The following is a 17,191-nucleotide window of genomic DNA, read 5'->3' as shown; positions in this document are numbered from 1 at the left end:
GCTCAGTATGAAATGCATCAGGCTCAGGAAGAAGAGTGGCAGCCAATAACTTACTCTCTCATAGCCTTGAAACTTTGGAAGCAAACAGTAACGGAGTAAGTGATTTTTATGGATTACACGCTCTAGGTGCACTATCCTATATATCATACGGTCAATACACTCTAAATGAGATGGAAAGATGAAGGCATCATTATAGCTGCTAAAAAATACGGCGATAAAAACTTAATTCTTTCTTTGTTTACAAAAAATCATGGAAAGCGCAGGGGATTAACTAAGCTAACAAACAATAGCAATTATAAGTTTCAGATAAGTAATCTATTACATGCAGAATGGAGTGCTAAGTTACCTGAAAATCTAGGTTTTTTTAAGTGCGAATTAATCGAATCTCCATTCCATCATTTCTTTCAAGATAGGTTAAAAAGCATTACTATTGTTTCTTTCTCCTCTATTTTAGAAAAAGTGCTTCCAGAAAGTGAACCCTGTGCCGTGCTGTATGACAATTTTCGATATTTCATCGATGTAATTAAACACAACAATCAGTCTTGGCAAAGCCATTATCTTAACTTAGAGCTTCTGCTTCTTACGCAATTGGGATTCAAGTTAGACTTATCCAAATGCGCTGTAACAGGTGTTAAGGAAAATTTACAATTTATTTCTCCAAAAACTGGTAGAGCAGTGTCAAAAAAAGTAGGAGATTATTATGCAGATAAACTCCTACCTTTTCCACAAATGTTGCATGATGTATACAATAATACCCTACAAAACAGCTACTCATTCCAAGAATTTCAGTTAGGACTGAAAGTCACAGGATATTTTTTAAATAAGTATCTATTTTTGCAGTTAAACGTGAAATTTCCAGAGCTGAGAAACCTCATGTTGTCGCTTTAATCTTAGCAGTCCTACGTCATACCGCGATTCATTCGCGGTATCTCTTAGCATAGATCCAGCTAACAAGCAGCGGGACGACGGTTGTCAGGGTGTCATCCCAGCGCCCCTATGATGTCATCCCAGTGCCCAGACACTGGGATGGCTTTGTTGCATCGCTACTTATGAAAGGCTAACTATAATTAGGATTATAAGCAACTTATTGAAAATCTTGTTTTTTTGCAATCAATCTGATCAAATTTAAGAATAGTAATTTGTTATTTATATTAATAAATTTAATTCTATTGAAAATAGCTAAAGCATTGAAATTCTTGAATTTTAGCCGGATTAGTGAGTGGTAGTGAAATTTCTTTTACTCAAATTTAGGTATTCACTGACCGTTCTTGTTATAAATACCAGAATAATAAGCTACTGATATTCTCCACCTTTTTTATCTTTAATCCATCATAGCTAGCGATGCAACAAAGCCCACTGGGATCCAGAAAATTTGCTTGTGAACAAGCAAACTAGCATGGAAAGTGGTTACAACGTTTTCGATGAGATTATATGGAAAACTGGATTCCAGTGTCAAGCACTGGAATGACAAGGTATAAACCTTATCGTCATGCTGCCGCGAACCGTCATACCGCGATTCATTCGCGGTATCTCAGCATAGATTCCGCTAACTAGTAGCGGAATGACGGTTGTCGGCAAACTTAAGCCACTTTAGCTATAGCCAGTAACCACTCTATTTCTACCACTGTTTTTTGCTTTATATAAATATTTGTCGGCACGTACTATAAATTCTTTAATATTGTCAAGGTCAGATTCTTGCATTTCTGCAATTCCAATGCTCACAGTTACATCGTGGGTTGTATTTTTATCCGCAAGTATAAAAGGTTTTTTAGCAATAATTTTGCGTATTCTTTCCGCAATAGTATACGCATCTGATGTATCGGTATCTGGCATTACAACAACAAATTCCTCACCACCAAATCTAGCTAACAAATCTGTCACTCTAATATTTTCAGAAATTCTTCTCTGTATTTGCTTTAAAAGTTCATCTCCAGCACTATGCCCAAAACTGTCATTCACCATCTTAAAATAGTCTATATCAAGTATCATAAGAGACAACCTTCTATCCTTTTCCACAGAGTCCTTAACAATGTTTCTTAAGTGTGCATCAAAATATCTTCTATTATAACAGTTAGTTAATGGGTCCTTTATAGACATTTCCGCATTATTAAATAAATTCATTCTCAAGGCATCTTGATATCTTTTGCGTTTCACTTGCGAATTAACCCTTGCTATTAACTCACCCTCATCCAAAGGTACTGTTAAATAATCATTAGCACCTACATCAAGTGCTTTTACTAAATTGTTTTTATCATAATCCTCAGAAAGAATCAGAATTGGTGTATAACGTGTTTCCACCTTACTACGAAACTCAGAACACAAACGCAAGCCGTCAGTTTTTGAAAATTGCATATCAGAAATGATCAGGTCGTAACCATTCTCAATACCAACCTTCAATGCTTCTATTGGATCACTCAGTATTTTAATTGACCTAAAGCGTTGCTTTAATATATTATATATCTGCTCTGCTTGATGAACATCCTCATCTATAACAAGTATGTTAGCATCAAAAATCTGATTGGAATAATCCATAATACTGTTTCCTGCGACTCCACCAATCTCAGCGTTAGTTTCTCCTCTCAAACGCAATTCATCGATAATCATCTTTAAGCGTGTGAGAGACTTAATTCGTGCAGATAAAGCAGTTTTGTTTATTGGTTTAGTCAGAAAATCATCCGCGCCAGCATTAATACCTTGCACTCTATCATGAGTATCATGCAGCGCAGTTACCATAATTATTGGAATATGGGTTGTCAAGGGATCACTCTTTAGCTCCTTACAAACTTCAAAGCCATTCATCTTTGGCATCATGATATCAAGTAATATAATATCAGGCTGCTGCTTTGCTACTAAATCTATAGCTTCTTCACCATCATGAGCTACGATAACCGTATAGTACTCTGCTTTTAGTCGAGCTTCTAAAAGCTTGACATTAGATAGTACATCATCTACTACCAGAATCTTCGCTGTCATTATCTTTAGATGTATTATCTATATCGTAAGTAGGATAAAGCTTACCATTTTTACCAACTATGTAATTTACTTTCTCAGTATTACACTCTTTATATAAGTCTTCAATTCCGGCATCCTTCAATAACCTTCTGGCTTTTAACCTTACAATTGTAAAATACCTATATATAGTCTTAATAAAATCAATAAATACAGGTACCTTATTTTTATCAAGAACAATTATGCTCACTAAAGCTACAACTAAAATTTCTGAAAGACCTATATTGAACATTTTCCTATGAAGCAAGTACTTTAATCCTTCTGATTATAAATATTAATTTGCTTAAATCAAGTTTAGAAGCAACCATCTCATCTAAAAAACTATTATAACGTTCTATGTAGTCCTTATCATCACAAGCCCAGGTTTGAACCTTATCTTCGGGGTTATCAGTAGCTTTTATGACTTTAACAGCTAGCTTGTGATGGTAATTGCTTAAATCGTCCAATAAATCATTAACTAAGCTGCGATCCCAATAAGAAGAGCGGCTTTTCATCTTGATGGCAATTGTTCTAATCAGATCGAATCTTAACAGCGACTTTAACTCAAAGTATATTTTACCAGCATCAAGAATGGACAAAGATGTCTGTTCAGCAACAGATATAATGTCCAGTGCATAAGCAAGAACGCATAGATCAGCAACTTTTTTTGCTAGATCTTTATTTATATTAAGTTCTACTAAAGAAGTTGATCCATGGCTATAGATCTTTAATAGGTGTTCATCTAAAACATCAGTTAAGTTCTGGCCTAAAGTTTCAATTGCATCTTTAAATTTTGTAACATCATCCAATTCTACAAAGCTAAGCTTGCCAAGATTTTTCACTAGCCAAAATGATACTCTGCCAATAAATTTCTGCACGTTCCTCACTATTTGTAAGTATGAGTTAACATCAATTTTTCCATCCAATTCATCAATTTTCTGCCACAGGCTGTTTAAATCATACAGGTGGTTAACAACAATATATATGTTAACCGCTTCTTGTATCTTAATTCCAGTGTTCTCAGCCAAATTATTGATGAATATACAGCCCATTCTATTCACTACATCATTTGCAATGCAAGTAGAGATAATTTCTCTACGAAGTTGGTGTTTTAATATGAAATCCTTAAACTTTGTTACCATCTTTTTAGGAAAATAACCTAGCAAGTAGTCATGAGATATAAGATCTTTTTCAGACAGATCGGAATGTATAATTTCATTTTTTATTGCTGTTCTAGCATAAGACATTAGAACAGAGAGCTGAGGAGAACTGAAACCTTCTGCACCAGTTAACATCCTTGCTATCTCTTCTTCAGTTGGAAGAAATTCTACGCTTCGGTTTAACAGCCCAGATTTTTCTAAACTGAGCAGTAACCTGTGGTGCTGCTCCAATCTCTCTTTAGCTTGCAAACACTCAAGAAGTAATGCTTTTGTTTCAATTTTGTTGTGGTTCTCAAGCACTTTGGATGCAACTTCATCCACCATACTTGCCAGTATTTCATTCCTTTTTTCTAAAGAAATACCCCCTGCTTTCATAGCTGAAACAAATGCAATCTTAATGTTAACTTCAAGGTCCGAACATATCACTCCAGCTGAATTATCAACAAAGTCTGCATTGATATATCCACCTTTTTCAGCATATTCTATTCTTCCAAACTGTGTACAACCAAGATTTCCACCCTCTATAAACATAGAAGCTCTAATATCTTTACCATTCACTCTTAACTCATCGTTTGCTTTGTCACCGACCATGCTATGATTTTCACTCTTTGCCTTAACAAACGTGCCGATTCCTCCATTCCATATGAAGTCCACTTTTGCTTTCAACAGATATCTAATCAAATCACTTGGAGGTAGCATATCTTCTGTTATATCAAAGCACTTTTTTATTTCTTGAGAAATGTTTACTTGCTTACTGCTACGCTCAAATACTCCTCCACCCTGAGAGATCAAATCTTTGTTATAATCCATCCAGGTTGAAAATGGTAACTCAAAGAGACGTTTACGCTCTGTGAAACTCTTTTCTGCATCAGGGTTTGGGTCAACAAAAATATGCATATGGTTAAATGCGCCGATTAAATGTATATTTTTTGAAAGCAGCATACCGTTTCCAAATAGATCGCCAGCCATATCTCCAATCCCAATTACAGTTACATCTTGGTAAATATCCTTATTCATTTTCCAAAAATGCCTCTGTGCTGCAATCCATGCACCTCTTGCTGTGATACCCATCTTTTTGTGGTCATAACCTGCTGATCCACCAGATGCAAATGCATCACCAAGCCAAAAATTATACTCAGAGGCTATTTGGTTGGCATAATCAGAAAATGAAGCAGTGCCTTTATCTGCCGCAACCACCAAGTATGGATCGTCTTCATCATACCTAATCACATCCTTTGGTGGAATTATTTTACCATCAACTACATTATCAGTAATATCAAGCATTCCTCTAATGAAACTCTTATAGCACTCAACACTTTTCTCTCTTAAAATATTCTTATCTTTATAAGCTTGCTTTATTACAAACCCACCCTTTGCACCAACAGGGACAATAACCGCATTTTTTGTCATCTGAGCTTTCATGAGCCCCAAAACTTCAGTGCGAAAATCTTCCGTCCTATCCGACCACCTTAAGCCACCACGGGCTAATTTCCCTCCTCTTAGATGTATCCCCTCAAAAAGGTTTGAATAAATATACAATTCACGATACGGACGAGGATCAGGTAAACCATTTATTTTACTTGAGTCAAATTTTGTAGATAAATATGGTTTATCGTCTTGATAATAACTGGTCCTTAAAGTAGCCATTATCAAGTTAAATATCGAGCGCAAAACGTAATCATGTGAAACATTGCTGATCTCTTTTAGAAGTTCCTCAATTTTTTCTCTGACAATGTCCGTAGTTTCTGCTCTATCAATGTCTATGTTAGGATCAAATCTTGCATGAAATAGTTGTATCAAATACTTTACTATTTTTGGATGCTCTGAGACTACCTTTTGGATATATTCTGGATTGTAGTTAAATGACGTCTGCTTTAGGTAAGCACTTAACGCTCTAACCAGAAGCACTTCTTTCCACTTGAGCCCAGCAATAATGATCAAACTATTGAAATAGTCATTTTTAATTTCCTTGCTAAACACTTTCGCAAGTGTTATTTCAAATTGCTCTTTTAGAGTAATGTTGTCTATTAATTCATCGACTCTTGACAACACAAAATGGTGTATCCATATTCCGCCGTTAATTTCTATGTAATAGCCATTATGAGATAGAATCTTAGCTCCCAAATTCTTAGTAATTCTTAATATCTTCGATAATTCAAGACCTCCATTGCTCGAAGTGTAAACCTTTAATTGATAATTAAGATTGTCACGAGTAAGTCTTAAATCGACCTCGCTAACTCTTTTTTTCCTCACTATCTCCAATTTTTTCATATCGTAATATGCGTCATGAGGTTCGAAACTCTCTTGATAGCTTATTGGAAATGCCTTGCAATAACGGATGAATATATCCTCAACAGTGCTAAAAGTATTATATAAATTGTCTATAAAACGATCTTCCCATTTTTCCGTAATGTTCCTTAATTTGTTTTCGATACGCAAAACTTCATCATCAGGAATACTAGCGTTTTTAGCCTTTAGCACCACGTGCAATTTCATTAAGTCATATTCGTTTATAATGTGGTGGTTATAAATATCTGAACTTTCTGCATTTATCTCATCCTTCAATATATTGCTTATCTTGAGCATTAGCCTGGAGCTAGCATAACGCATCGGTATCAGCACTATACAACTAGTAAACGCTCCCTTACTTCTTAAGCATAACTTGACTCTTGGTCTTATTGCAAGGGATATAATAGAAGTACAAATTTGAAATAATTCTTTCTCATTAGACTGGAACAATTCATCACATGAGAATACTTGTAAAATATAAATTAGAGCTTTGTTATTGTGGCCCCCGGTTACAAACCCTGCACTTTTTTCTATAACTTTAACTTTATCTCTTATTATTGGAATAGTTCTAATATCTTGGACCTCCGCTGCAGAAGTAAATAGCCCGAAAAAACGCCGTTCCTTTACCACATTACCCTGGTCATCAAATTCTTTTACTCCTATACAATTCATGTATGTACGCCGATGGACTATTGAGATTAGATCTGATCTCAATATGTATAGGGAATCAAGGTTTGCAGAAGGAATCAACGTACTTTGACCTACTCTCATCAGGCCAAGGTCCTTTTTGCTGTCACAGACGAGTTTTTCATCTTTACCAGCAATATATTCTTGATAACCTAGAAATACGAAGTTATTATTCTTTAACCAAACTAGAAAATCTTTTTGCTCTTGATTTCGGTCTGGTGTCATTCCAGTGCGTGACACTGGAATCCACGTGTCCTTTTCCTGGATCCCAGTATCAAGTACTGGGATGACAGAAAGACTTGCCTCATCAAGTTTCTTGAGCATTAAGTGCCAATCTTTCACAACGCAATTAACCGCTTTCAGCGTTTTCTGTAGAGATTCTTTTAATGTATCAACAAAGCTGTCACTTATACCTTTGATAATTACATATATGACTGACTCTTTGACTCCATTGCTTTCTTCCAAAGAGTAAATCTCGTCTATTAGGCCATCTTTTCTTTTAATGTTAATTATGCTGTTGCTGTAATAGCATATGGTTAAATTGTGCGATTTAATAGTTGCAATAACAGAATCAACCAAAAATGGCATATCATCGTTTGTTATCTTAATCGTGGTAAAATCGCCTTCTATTCCTGGTATATCATCTATATTGCTTACTACTAACTTACTTTCATCTTTCTCTTTTTGAGAAACAAAATTGTAAGCATCGTTTACAATATATAGCAAAAACTTATCATTGGCTTTTAGGTCGCTTTTATAAACAAAACTATAAAAATACTTAATGAATTTTTTAATTTTTTCTTTATCTTGCTGATTTTCTTGATCAGCTAGCTTAAATAAAGACTCAGTGTCAACATTATGATCTATACACATTTTTTTTAACAAAAATACACAGTGAACTTAAACCTTTTTAACTAAGATTTCATTATCAAGAGCGTACACTATTAGCTCATCATTTTCTACTACTTCCCCTGATAAAACTAATTTAGCTAAATTATTTTGAATACACTCTTGTATAACCCTTTTTAAGGGCCTTGCTCCATATTCAGGGTCATATCCAGTTTGTGCTATTAGTTCTTTAGCTTCCTGCGACAAACTTATACTCAGTTTACGCTTAGCAAGTGTTTTTTGTAAATAAGAAAATTGAACATCTATAATTTTATAGATGTCATCTCTGGTTAAACTGTGAAATATAATAATTTCATCCAGCCTGTTTAAAAATTCTGGACGAAATGTTGATTTAACTATTTGCATCACTTCATTTCTTACAGAATCAACATTCCCTTTTAGCATTATCTCAGCGCCAAGGTTAGAAGTTAAAATCAGTATGGTGTTGCGAAAATCAATTAATTTACCATGACTATCAGTGAGTCTCCCCTCATCCAAGATCTGTAGCAATAGATTAAATATATCTGGATTTGCTTTCTCGATTTCATCAAACAGAATAACCTGATATGGCCTTCTTCTTACCGCTTCAGTTAATCTGCCACCTTGTTCATAGCCAACATACCCTGGAGGCGCGCCAATTAGCTTTGAAACAGAATGTTTTTCCATATATTCTGACATATCAAAACGCAGAAGCGCTGATTGATCGTCAAACAGAAATTCAGCTAAGGCTTTCGCAAGTTCGGTTTTACCAACCCCGGTTGAGCCTAAGAATAAGAATGAACCAAAAGGTCGATTAGTATCTTGCACCCCAGAGCGGGAGCGCCTAACTGCATTACTTATCGCTTCTATTGCATCTTTCTGCCCTATTACTCTTCTTCCTATTTCATTCTCCATGTTGAGAAGTTTTTCCTTTTCGCTGTGCATCATGTTATCAACTGGAATTCCTGTCCACTTTGAAACAATGTTTGCAATATCATCTCCAGTCACTTCTTTCTTTAAGAAACTATCAGTAACCTTTTCCTGATTTTTTAATTCATTCTCAAGCTGAGGAATCACACCATACATCAGCTCTCCTGCTCTTCCCAAATTCCCACTACGCTGAACTAATTCCAACTCTTTTCTAGCGTTATCTAATTTTTCGGCTGTTTCTTGTATTCTAGCTATTTTATTCTTTTCCATCTGCCATTTGCTGTTCAAGTCAGCAAATTTACTGTTTAGATTTTCGATCTCTTCATTTATCTTTTTTAAACGCTGTTTAGAATTTTCATCACTTTCTTTTTTTAAAGCCTCTGCTTCAATCTTTAGCTGTATAACCTTTCTCTCAAGTTCATCAATAACTTCAGGCTTGCTATCCATTTCAATTCTCACCCTGCTTGCTGCTTCATCAATCAAATCAATTGCTTTATCAGGTAAAAACCTATCTGTTATATATCTATTGGACAACGTTGCAGCAGCAATTATTGCACCATCTGTAATTCTTATACCATGATGCACCTCATATCTTTCCTTCAAACCCCTGAGTATTGAAATGGTATCAGTTTCAGTTGGTTGAGAGATAAACACAGGCTGAAAACGCCTTGCAAGTGCAGGATCTTTTTCTATATGCTGACGATATTCATCTAAAGTTGTGGCTCCTATACAGCGAATTTCTCCACGCGCAAGAGCAGGCTTCAGCAGATTCGAGGCATCCATTGCACCACTTGTTGCTCCTGCTCCAACTAAAGTGTGCAATTCATCGATGAATAATATAATTTTTCCCTCCGCTCTCGAAATCTCATTAATCACTGCTTTTAACCTTTCCTCAAACCCTCCTCTAAACTTAGTGCCAGCAATTAGTGCTCCAAGATCCAAAGCTAAGACCTTTGCATCATGCAAACCAAGTGGCACATCGTTTGCAACAATTCTATTTGCAAGCCTCTCAACTATTGCAGTTTTTCCAACACCAGGTTCACCGATCAGCACTGGATTATTTTTTGTCCGCCTCAGTGATACCTGCATAGTTCTTCTGATCTCTTCATCACGACCAATTACAGGATCAAGCTTTCCTTGCATAGCAAGCTCTGTAACATCTTTTGTATATTTCTTTGCCGCGTTTAATTTTTCCTCACTGTTTGGCGAGTCCGCACTGCTGCCTTGTCTCATTTCTGCAATAACTGAGTTCAGTTTTTGTAGAGTCACACCATTCTCTGCCAGAATTTTGCCTACAGTATCATCTTTTTGTGCAGTGAGGCCCTGTAGTAAACGCTCAACAGCAACAAATGAATCTTTATTTCTTCTTGCAATACCAATTGAATCTTCAAAAACTTTTGCTATTTCTCTTGAAAGTTGAAGGCCACCACTTCCTGGACCTTCAATTACTGGCAACTTTTTTATTGCGCTATCCACAGCATCAGAAATACTTTGCACACTTCCACCACAAGCGTTTATCAAATCCTGAACTAAACCTGATTCATCTTCAAGCATCACTTTTAGTAAATGCTCAGGCATAAAAATCTGATGCCCAGCTCCCAACGCTTTCATTTGAGCACTTTGAATTAGACTTTTTGCTTTTTCGGTAAATTTATTTAAGTCCATAACACCAGTTAAATTCATATTTGCTGATGTATATAACAACTGATTTCATAAATTTAAACCTAAAGTTGTTTATTGTTAGGTATGAAATTTAAAACTTTCTTAAAAAAGGAACTATCATAGTAACCATACAAATATCTTGTATCTCAAGACCTTTGGTTTTTGTTGCTGAAAATGGTTGTATTATTTAAGTTATTAACAATATACAATACTAAGTTAATGTAATTTATTTGGAGATGACAGGAAAATTTATTGTAACTTTATATTCTAAATAGAATAAAGTTCTTTTGTTAGTATTGTCCTTTTTGTAAAAAATATTCCTAATTTCTTCATCATTTCTGTGGGTAAGGTCATCTGCTTCTCTACCTCAAGTGGTTAACAAAGTTTCTTGTCACGAGGGACCAAATGGAAATCTGCTCGTTTTCACGCGAATTAATGTTACAAATTCTATACATTTCGTTACAAAATGGCATTCGCTTTCTCCATTATCCTTTACCTGCATTTTCATCAGCGTTCCTTGCGGTTTGCTTGCCATATAGGCGGAAATACAGGCTTACCCTGTTCCTTCTGTCATACAACAGTGGGTTAGGTGACTTCTCTATACCGGTGATTTGCGTACATCCAGAAATGAAAAATGTCACATTACCTTTTGGTCGGAGCTTATCAGCATCTTTAGCTCTTTAATCGTTACGATACTTATGAAGCTTCACTTACGTTCACCATACCACTAAGCCTAGCTCTCCAACCACATGATGCTTGTAGTTTATGCTCCTTTCACGATTGAGCATCTTCTTTTTCAAGAGGAGGTTCATTGTCCGCATCGCTTGGCACCAACCGGTTACCCGATTCGCACTGATGCGTAGACTCAGATGGCAAAACATCTGGTTTAATAAGTTTTAGAACTCTTTTAGTTTCTTTCTGAAGGAATTCCTCTCCTTTTAAACAATATGACCTAAGACTTTCAGGTCGCACCATTTCAATAATTAGCTGGGTTCCAGCAGAATCAGTACAGAAAACATCAACACAATACTTTGTTTTTTAGAGGCAATCTCAGCATCCATGATAGTGCTGAGAAATTCTATTTCTTCTATTTCATCTTTGCCAGCGAAGCCCAATATATCATTGAGAAAGTGAATGAGAATATCTTTATTTTTCTCAGTGCCAAATATTCTCTTGAACGCGAAATTGTTTTTTGGATCGAGAAATTTCGAAAAGGCCATAATTAAATACAATTAGGAGACGAATAATTATACACTATTTTTCGCAAATGTTCAACCTCTGATTACTCCTTATTCTTTGCCCTTCCTGCACGCTTACGTTCATTTGGATCAAGGAATTTCTTGCGTAAACGTATAGATTTTGGAGTTACTTCCACCAATTCATCATCATCTATATACGCTATCATATCCTCCAGTGTCATTATCTTTGGTGGAGTGAGCTTTATAGCTTCATCACTACCTGAAGCTCTTACGTTTGTTAATTGCTTACCCTTTAACACATTTATCTCCAAATCATTGTCACGGCTATGCTGGCCGACAACCATGCCACAATATACCTTATCCTGTGGCTTAATAAACATAATTCCCCTGTCTTGCAAATTGAAAATTGCATATGCCACAGCCTCACCCTTATCTGTAGAAATTAAAACTCCATTGCGCCTTCCAGAAATTGGACCTCTATGTGGAGCATAACTGTGAAATAAACGGTTAATTATGCCTGTGCCACGAGAATCAGTTAAAAACTCTCCTTGATAACCGATTAATCCTCTTGATGGCACTAAAAACGTTAATCTTGTCCTGCCATTACCAGAAGGTCTCATGTCAGTTACTTCACCTTTACGGAAGCTGAGTTTTTCCATGATGATTCCACTATATTCATCATCTACATCAATTACTACTTCCTCTATAGGTTCAAGTTTTTTACCGCCTTCTTCTTTAAATAACACGCGAGGGCGTGATACCGAAAGCTCAAAACCTTCTCTCCTCATATTTTCAATTAACACTCCAAGCTGTAACTCACCACGCCCACCTACTTCAAATGCTTCACCGCTTGGTGCCAAAGTCACAGTAATTGCAACATTTGTTTCTGCTTCCGCATATAAACGATCCTTTATAGCAGTTGAAGTAAGCTTTGTACCTTCTTGCCCAGCAAAAGGTGAATCATTAACGCTCAGAGTAATCGCCATTGTTGGCGGATCAACTGGAGTTGAGCTTACTGCAGTTGTAACTTCTGGTGCTGCTATAGTATCTGAAACCGAAGCTTCCTCAAGTCCTGCAATTGCAATTATGTCTCCCGCCACAGCTTGTTCTACTGGAATGCGTTTCAAGCCAGAAAATGAGAGCAACTTAGTTAATCTTCCTCGTTCAATTACTTTGCCATCGAGGTCAAGCACCTTAAGATCTGAATTAACTTGTGCAACACCCTGATAAACCTTTCCTGTCAATATTCTGCCAAGAAACTTATCAGACTCAAGTAGAGTGACCAACATAGCAAAAGGTGCATTTTGATCATAAACAGAAGGTTTTATATAATCTATAACCGTTGAAAATAATGGGCTTAAATCTTTTCTTTCATCAGAAAGCTCCTTAGCACACCAACCATTTCTACCTGAAGCATACAACACTGGAAAATCTAGCTGCTCGTTGGTTGCATCAAGGTTAAAAAATAACTCATATATTTCATTTAGTACTTCATCAATTCTGCTGTCTGGTCGATCAACCTTATTGATTATCACAATTGGCTTCAAATTTGCTTTTAGTGCTTTTGAGAGCACAAATTTTGTTTGTGGCATTGGACCTTCTGCAGCATCAACCAGCAGCAACACACCATCTGCCATGCACAATACCCTTTCTACTTCCCCACCAAAGTCCGCGTGCCCTGGCGTATCAATAATATTGATCTTTTCATCGCCCCACATTATTGATGTGCACTTTGCAAGTATTGTAATTCCGCGCTCACGTTCTTGGTCGCCACTATCCATAACTCGCTCTTGAACTTCTTGATTCTCACGAAACGTGCCACTTTGTTTTAACATGTTATCGAGTAAAGTAGTTTTCCCGTGGTCAACGTGTGCGATTATTGCTATATTTCGGATCGATTTAAATTCGTTCATTTTCTATCATTTCAAAATTAATTTAGTAATAAGTATACATAAAATACACTTAGAGTAAATAACTAAAGCTGTGCTGTGCTTCCAAGATATTATAGGATTACTTTGTTAAATATTCTCTACTCCCAGGTTTTGTTATGGGTAGTTGTTTTAATTCACTTGGAAGTTCTTCCTCGCTGTAGTTTTTGATGTTCAGTTCAATCAAAGATATGACAGGAAAAGGCAGTTTCGTTTCACTATTTCTCTTTATCAAAGAAGCTTCAGCAACAACTTTACCTCCTTCCCCTTCTGCACATTCCACTGCTTCAAGCGAAGATTTACCTGTGGTTATCACATCCTCAATAAGTAATATTTTTTCACCTTTTTTAATTTCAAATCCACGGCGTAATTCAAACTTGCCATTAACGCGCTCGCAAAACATTGTCTTTATTCCAAGCTGCCTGCCAATCTCATAACCCACAATTATTCCACCAATTGCAGGAGATAATATTAAATCTATGGAGCTATTTAATTCTTTTTTTATTTTATCTGCTAATAATGCGCAAACTTTCATGGCTCTGCTTGGATTTTCAAAAATCTTCGCACACTGTATGTATGTGCCACTATGCAGTCCGGATGATAAAACAAAATGCCCATGCAAAATTGCTTCTACTTCTTTAAATTCTTTTATTATTAGGTTATTTTCGTCTAATATCATTTTTTAAGTTTCACTATTACATTCTTTATTAATTATCTGAGTTATGCAAATATCAGACCACACATTTATTGCAGTTTCAAACATATCGATGATTGTATAAATAGGCAAAATCAGTCCCATAATATGCAAAGGAACATTCATCGATACGAGATAACTGGTTGCCATAAAATAGCACCCCATAGGCACTCCAGCGTTACCAATTGCAGCCCCTGTAGCTAAAAAAATCCATATCAACATTTCGCTCAAGGAAAATGCGTATCCGTTCATTTCTGCAACAAACATTACAGTGATTAGTATAAATGCAGCACATGCATTCATATTAATTGTTGTGCATATTGGTAAAATAAAAGACGACAATTTCTTTGGCACCTTTAGCTTGTTCTGCACACATTCTATAGTTGTTGGCAATGTTGCACTGGATGATTTAGAGAAAAATGCGAGCGTCAACGCTGGCATAACCCCCCTTAGCGTTTGAATTGGTGATATGCCTTTATACCACATAAGTAGCGGTAAGATCAGAAATGCCTGCACAAAATTTGCAGACATTATGCAAACAAAATACCATAAAAGATTGTAGAACTCGCTACCACCTTTTAATTCATGCAAAAAACATGTAATAAAAGACCAAACAGCAAGCGGAATAAATTTTAATAACCCTTGAGCAATTTTAAGTAGTGTATCAAAAAGTGCAGAGAATATTTGATGTAATATATCCTGCTTTTCTTTTGAAAGTGAAATAATAGCTCCGCCCATCAAAAAAGCGATTAATATACTACCAATAATGTTATTTTCAAGAAAGACTTGCACAAAATTAGAAGGAATGAGTGATTTTAAATATGAAAAATAACTGTGGTTATTGCTGTTAACACTCCCTATTGTATTACTTATGAAATTTTTTCTTGCTGGATCTATTAACAAATAAAACGATAATGCAACAAACGCAGCTATAATAGTTGTAAGCAGCGTATAAAATAGTGTTTTCTTAACTAAGGTTTTAATTTCAATTGAGTCTTTGAGTCCTGAAATTGTGGAAACTATAGATAGAAAAACTAAAGGTAAACTTATTAATTTCAACAAACTAACAAATATGTCACTAAATAGCTTTGCTATTTCAAATATAACTTCGTTGTTTAAATAGTAAGCAACTATTGCAAGCAGTATAGAAAAAAGTATTGCAAACTTGTGCATTGAAAATAAAACTTCAAAGTAACATTATACAATAATTTTGCTGTTTTGGAATCAGATTGATAGACAAAATAACTTTACAGATTAGGGAAAGATAAGAGGATGTGTTTATTCGGAGACAGTGTAAGATTTCTTAATTTAAATTTAGGTGCACTTAGCCCATTCTGGTGATAACAAATTGGAATAGATAAGATATGATAACTAACTCTTCTGCGAGTATATAGTTTTGCCGGACACAACAGTACGTACTACGTGTCCTTTTACTTTGCGACCATCGAAAGGAGAATTCTTTGATTTACTAGCAAAGTTGTCAGTTTTAATTTCCCATTCATGATTGAGGTCAACTAAAATTAAGTCTGCAGCAAGGTTTTTTTGTATACGACCACGTGGTATGTGTATTATATCTGCAGGCTTATATGTCAATTTTGCGAGCACATCAAGTAGACCCATTTGCCCACTGTGATAGAGTTCAAGTAAAAGGGGCAGCATTGTTTCAAGGCCAACAATACCAAATGCAGCATTTTCAAGTGGCAGATCTTTAGAACTACGATCATGCGGAGCATGATCGGTTGCAATGCAATCAATCACACCTGTCTTTAAACCTTCAACCATAGCTAAACGATCTTCTTCAGTGCGAAGTGGCGGGTTCATTTTTGCAATTGCCCCATGTTGTTTTACTATATCTTCAGTCAAAGTGAAGTGATGAGGGGTTACTTCGCACGTAACATTTAATCCCAAATCTTTTGCACGTTTAATAGCATCAAGTGAATCTTTTGAAGAGACATGTAGAATATGGTAGTGCACATTCTCCATATCTTTCATGAGCAGTATATCGCGACTTACCATAACCGATTCTGATGCACTTAAGATCCCCTTTACTCCCAATTCTTCAGAAATTTTACCTTCGTTGATTGCACCACCTGCTGATAAATTTAAATCTTCTGCATGTTGAGCAATAGGAACACCCAGCATACTTGAATAAAGCAGCGCCTGTCTCATAATCATTGGGTTCATAACTGGCATGCCATCATCAGTGAACCCAACCGCACCTGCTTCCTTTAAAAGTGCCATTTCAGTCAACTTTTCTTCCGAAGTGGTGATTTTAGCGTAAAATTCAACGTTTACATGTGAAGTTTCAAGTGCTCTATATTTCAAATATTTAGCCAAAACAACGCTATCAATTGCTGGAATAGTGTTTGGCTGACAAACTACAGTTGTAACGCCTCCTGCAGCTGCAGATTTGCTACCTGTATATATAGTTTCTTTATGTTCCTGCCCTGGTTCACGAAAATGTACGTGAATGTCAATAAGGCCTGGCATTAGAACAAGCCCTTTACAGTCTATTGTTTCATCGACCCCACTTGTTGAAAATAATGATTCGCCAAAATCAACAATTTTATCCCCTTCAGTCAATAGCGAACCTTTTATATCAAGTTTAGTTTCCGGGTCGATAATACGAGCATTAGTATACGCAATTTTATAGCCTTCCTTTTGCCCTGTTTGTAACAAATTCCAAGTCTGTGTCATTATATTTGAGTATCGATTATGCAATAAATCTAAAGTTTTTTTAATAAAACACAACCAAATTAAAACACAGACTAAGAGCTGTCTTGAATT

General features: G+C 35.9%; 10 protein-coding genes and 1 pseudogene. 2 read left to right on the top strand and 9 right to left on the bottom strand.

The features are described from left to right. Window positions 1-35 precede the first annotated feature (35 nt). Both HUB95_RS02700 and recO read left to right on the top strand, forming a co-directional pair. Complete coding sequence (locus tag HUB95_RS02700) at window positions 36-182, top strand: hypothetical protein (protein ID WP_007548499.1); 147 nt, start codon at window positions 36-38, stop codon at window positions 180-182. Continuing rightward, a complete protein-coding gene (gene recO, locus HUB95_RS02695; RefSeq protein WP_141456877.1) occupies window positions 166-888 on the top strand; it encodes a DNA repair protein RecO in 723 nt (240 codons plus the stop codon). Before HUB95_RS02700 ends, recO begins: the two co-directional genes overlap by 17 nt. 702 nt (window positions 889-1,590) lie before the next feature. Here the strand turns inward: recO and HUB95_RS02690 are convergent. From HUB95_RS02690 to HUB95_RS02650, 9 genes and pseudogenes are all read right to left on the bottom strand, one after another. After that, a complete protein-coding gene (locus HUB95_RS02690) occupies window positions 1,591-2,973 on the bottom strand; it encodes a PleD family two-component system response regulator (RefSeq protein ID WP_015588886.1) in 1,383 nt (460 codons plus the stop codon). After that, on the bottom strand, window positions 2,945-3,241 hold the full coding sequence (tatB, locus tag HUB95_RS02685; protein WP_010082258.1) for a Sec-independent protein translocase subunit TatB: 297 nt from the start codon (window positions 3,239-3,241) through the stop codon (window positions 2,945-2,947). Before tatB ends, HUB95_RS02690 begins: the two co-directional genes overlap by 29 nt. A gap of 4 nt (window positions 3,242-3,245) precedes the next feature. After that, window positions 3,246-7,997 (bottom strand): NAD-glutamate dehydrogenase, encoded by a 4,752-nt coding sequence (locus tag HUB95_RS02680; protein WP_209452504.1) that lies wholly within the window; start codon window positions 7,995-7,997, stop codon window positions 3,246-3,248. A 27-nt stretch (window positions 7,998-8,024) separates the two neighbouring features. Then, the gene (gene clpB, locus HUB95_RS02675) at window positions 8,025-10,586 is read right to left on the bottom strand and encodes an ATP-dependent chaperone ClpB (RefSeq protein WP_209452528.1); all 2,562 of its coding nucleotides are present in this window, start codon (window positions 10,584-10,586) and stop codon (window positions 8,025-8,027) included. 969 nt (window positions 10,587-11,555) lie between these two features. Next, window positions 11,556-11,803 (bottom strand): annotated as a pseudogene (locus HUB95_RS06070) (PD-(D/E)XK nuclease family transposase); the annotation flags it as partial. Window positions 11,804-11,865: 62 nt separating this feature from the next. After that, on the bottom strand, window positions 11,866-13,695 hold the full coding sequence (gene typA / locus HUB95_RS02665; protein ID WP_015588882.1) for a translational GTPase TypA: 1,830 nt from the start codon (window positions 13,693-13,695) through the stop codon (window positions 11,866-11,868). Window positions 13,696-13,792: 97 nt separating this feature from the next. Then, window positions 13,793-14,389, bottom strand: a complete 597-nt coding sequence (pyrE, locus tag HUB95_RS02660) for an orotate phosphoribosyltransferase (RefSeq protein ID WP_209452503.1) — start codon at window positions 14,387-14,389, stop codon at window positions 13,793-13,795. A gap of 3 nt (window positions 14,390-14,392) precedes the next feature. Continuing rightward, complete coding sequence (locus HUB95_RS02655; RefSeq protein WP_015588880.1) at window positions 14,393-15,577, bottom strand: dicarboxylate/amino acid:cation symporter; 1,185 nt, start codon at window positions 15,575-15,577, stop codon at window positions 14,393-14,395. A gap of 198 nt (window positions 15,578-15,775) precedes the next feature. Then, entirely contained in the window at window positions 15,776-17,101 is a 1,326-nt protein-coding gene (locus HUB95_RS02650; protein WP_197907172.1) for a dihydroorotase, read from the bottom strand. Window positions 17,102-17,191 lie beyond the last annotated feature (90 nt).

The sequence above is a fragment of the Wolbachia endosymbiont of Ceratosolen solmsi genome (assembly GCF_017869155.1).
Classification (GTDB): domain Bacteria; phylum Pseudomonadota; class Alphaproteobacteria; order Rickettsiales; family Anaplasmataceae; genus Wolbachia; species Wolbachia pipientis.
This window is presented reverse-complemented; position numbering and strand designations above follow the sequence as displayed.

Bases quoted from the DNA above. Each gene is read 5' to 3' on its own strand.
- recO (WP_141456877.1), top strand. From the start codon at position 166: ATGAGATGGAAAGATGAAGGCATCATTATAGCTGCTAAAAAATACGGC.
- HUB95_RS02690 (WP_015588886.1), bottom strand. From the start codon at position 2,973: ATGACAGCGAAGATTCTGGTAGTAGATGATGTACTATCTAATGTCAAG.
- tatB (WP_010082258.1), bottom strand. From the start codon at position 3,241: ATGTTCAATATAGGTCTTTCAGAAATTTTAGTTGTAGCTTTAGTGAGC.
- HUB95_RS02680 (WP_209452504.1), bottom strand. From the start codon at position 7,997: ATGTGTATAGATCATAATGTTGACACTGAGTCTTTATTTAAGCTAGCT.
- clpB (WP_209452528.1), bottom strand. From the start codon at position 10,586: ATGGACTTAAATAAATTTACCGAAAAAGCAAAAAGTCTAATTCAAAGT.
- typA (WP_015588882.1), bottom strand. From the start codon at position 13,695: ATGAACGAATTTAAATCGATCCGAAATATAGCAATAATCGCACACGTT.
- pyrE (WP_209452503.1), bottom strand. From the start codon at position 14,389: ATGATATTAGACGAAAATAACCTAATAATAAAAGAATTTAAAGAAGTA.
- HUB95_RS02655 (WP_015588880.1), bottom strand. From the start codon at position 15,577: ATGCACAAGTTTGCAATACTTTTTTCTATACTGCTTGCAATAGTTGCT.
- HUB95_RS02650 (WP_197907172.1), bottom strand. From the start codon at position 17,101: ATGACACAGACTTGGAATTTGTTACAAACAGGGCAAAAGGAAGGCTAT.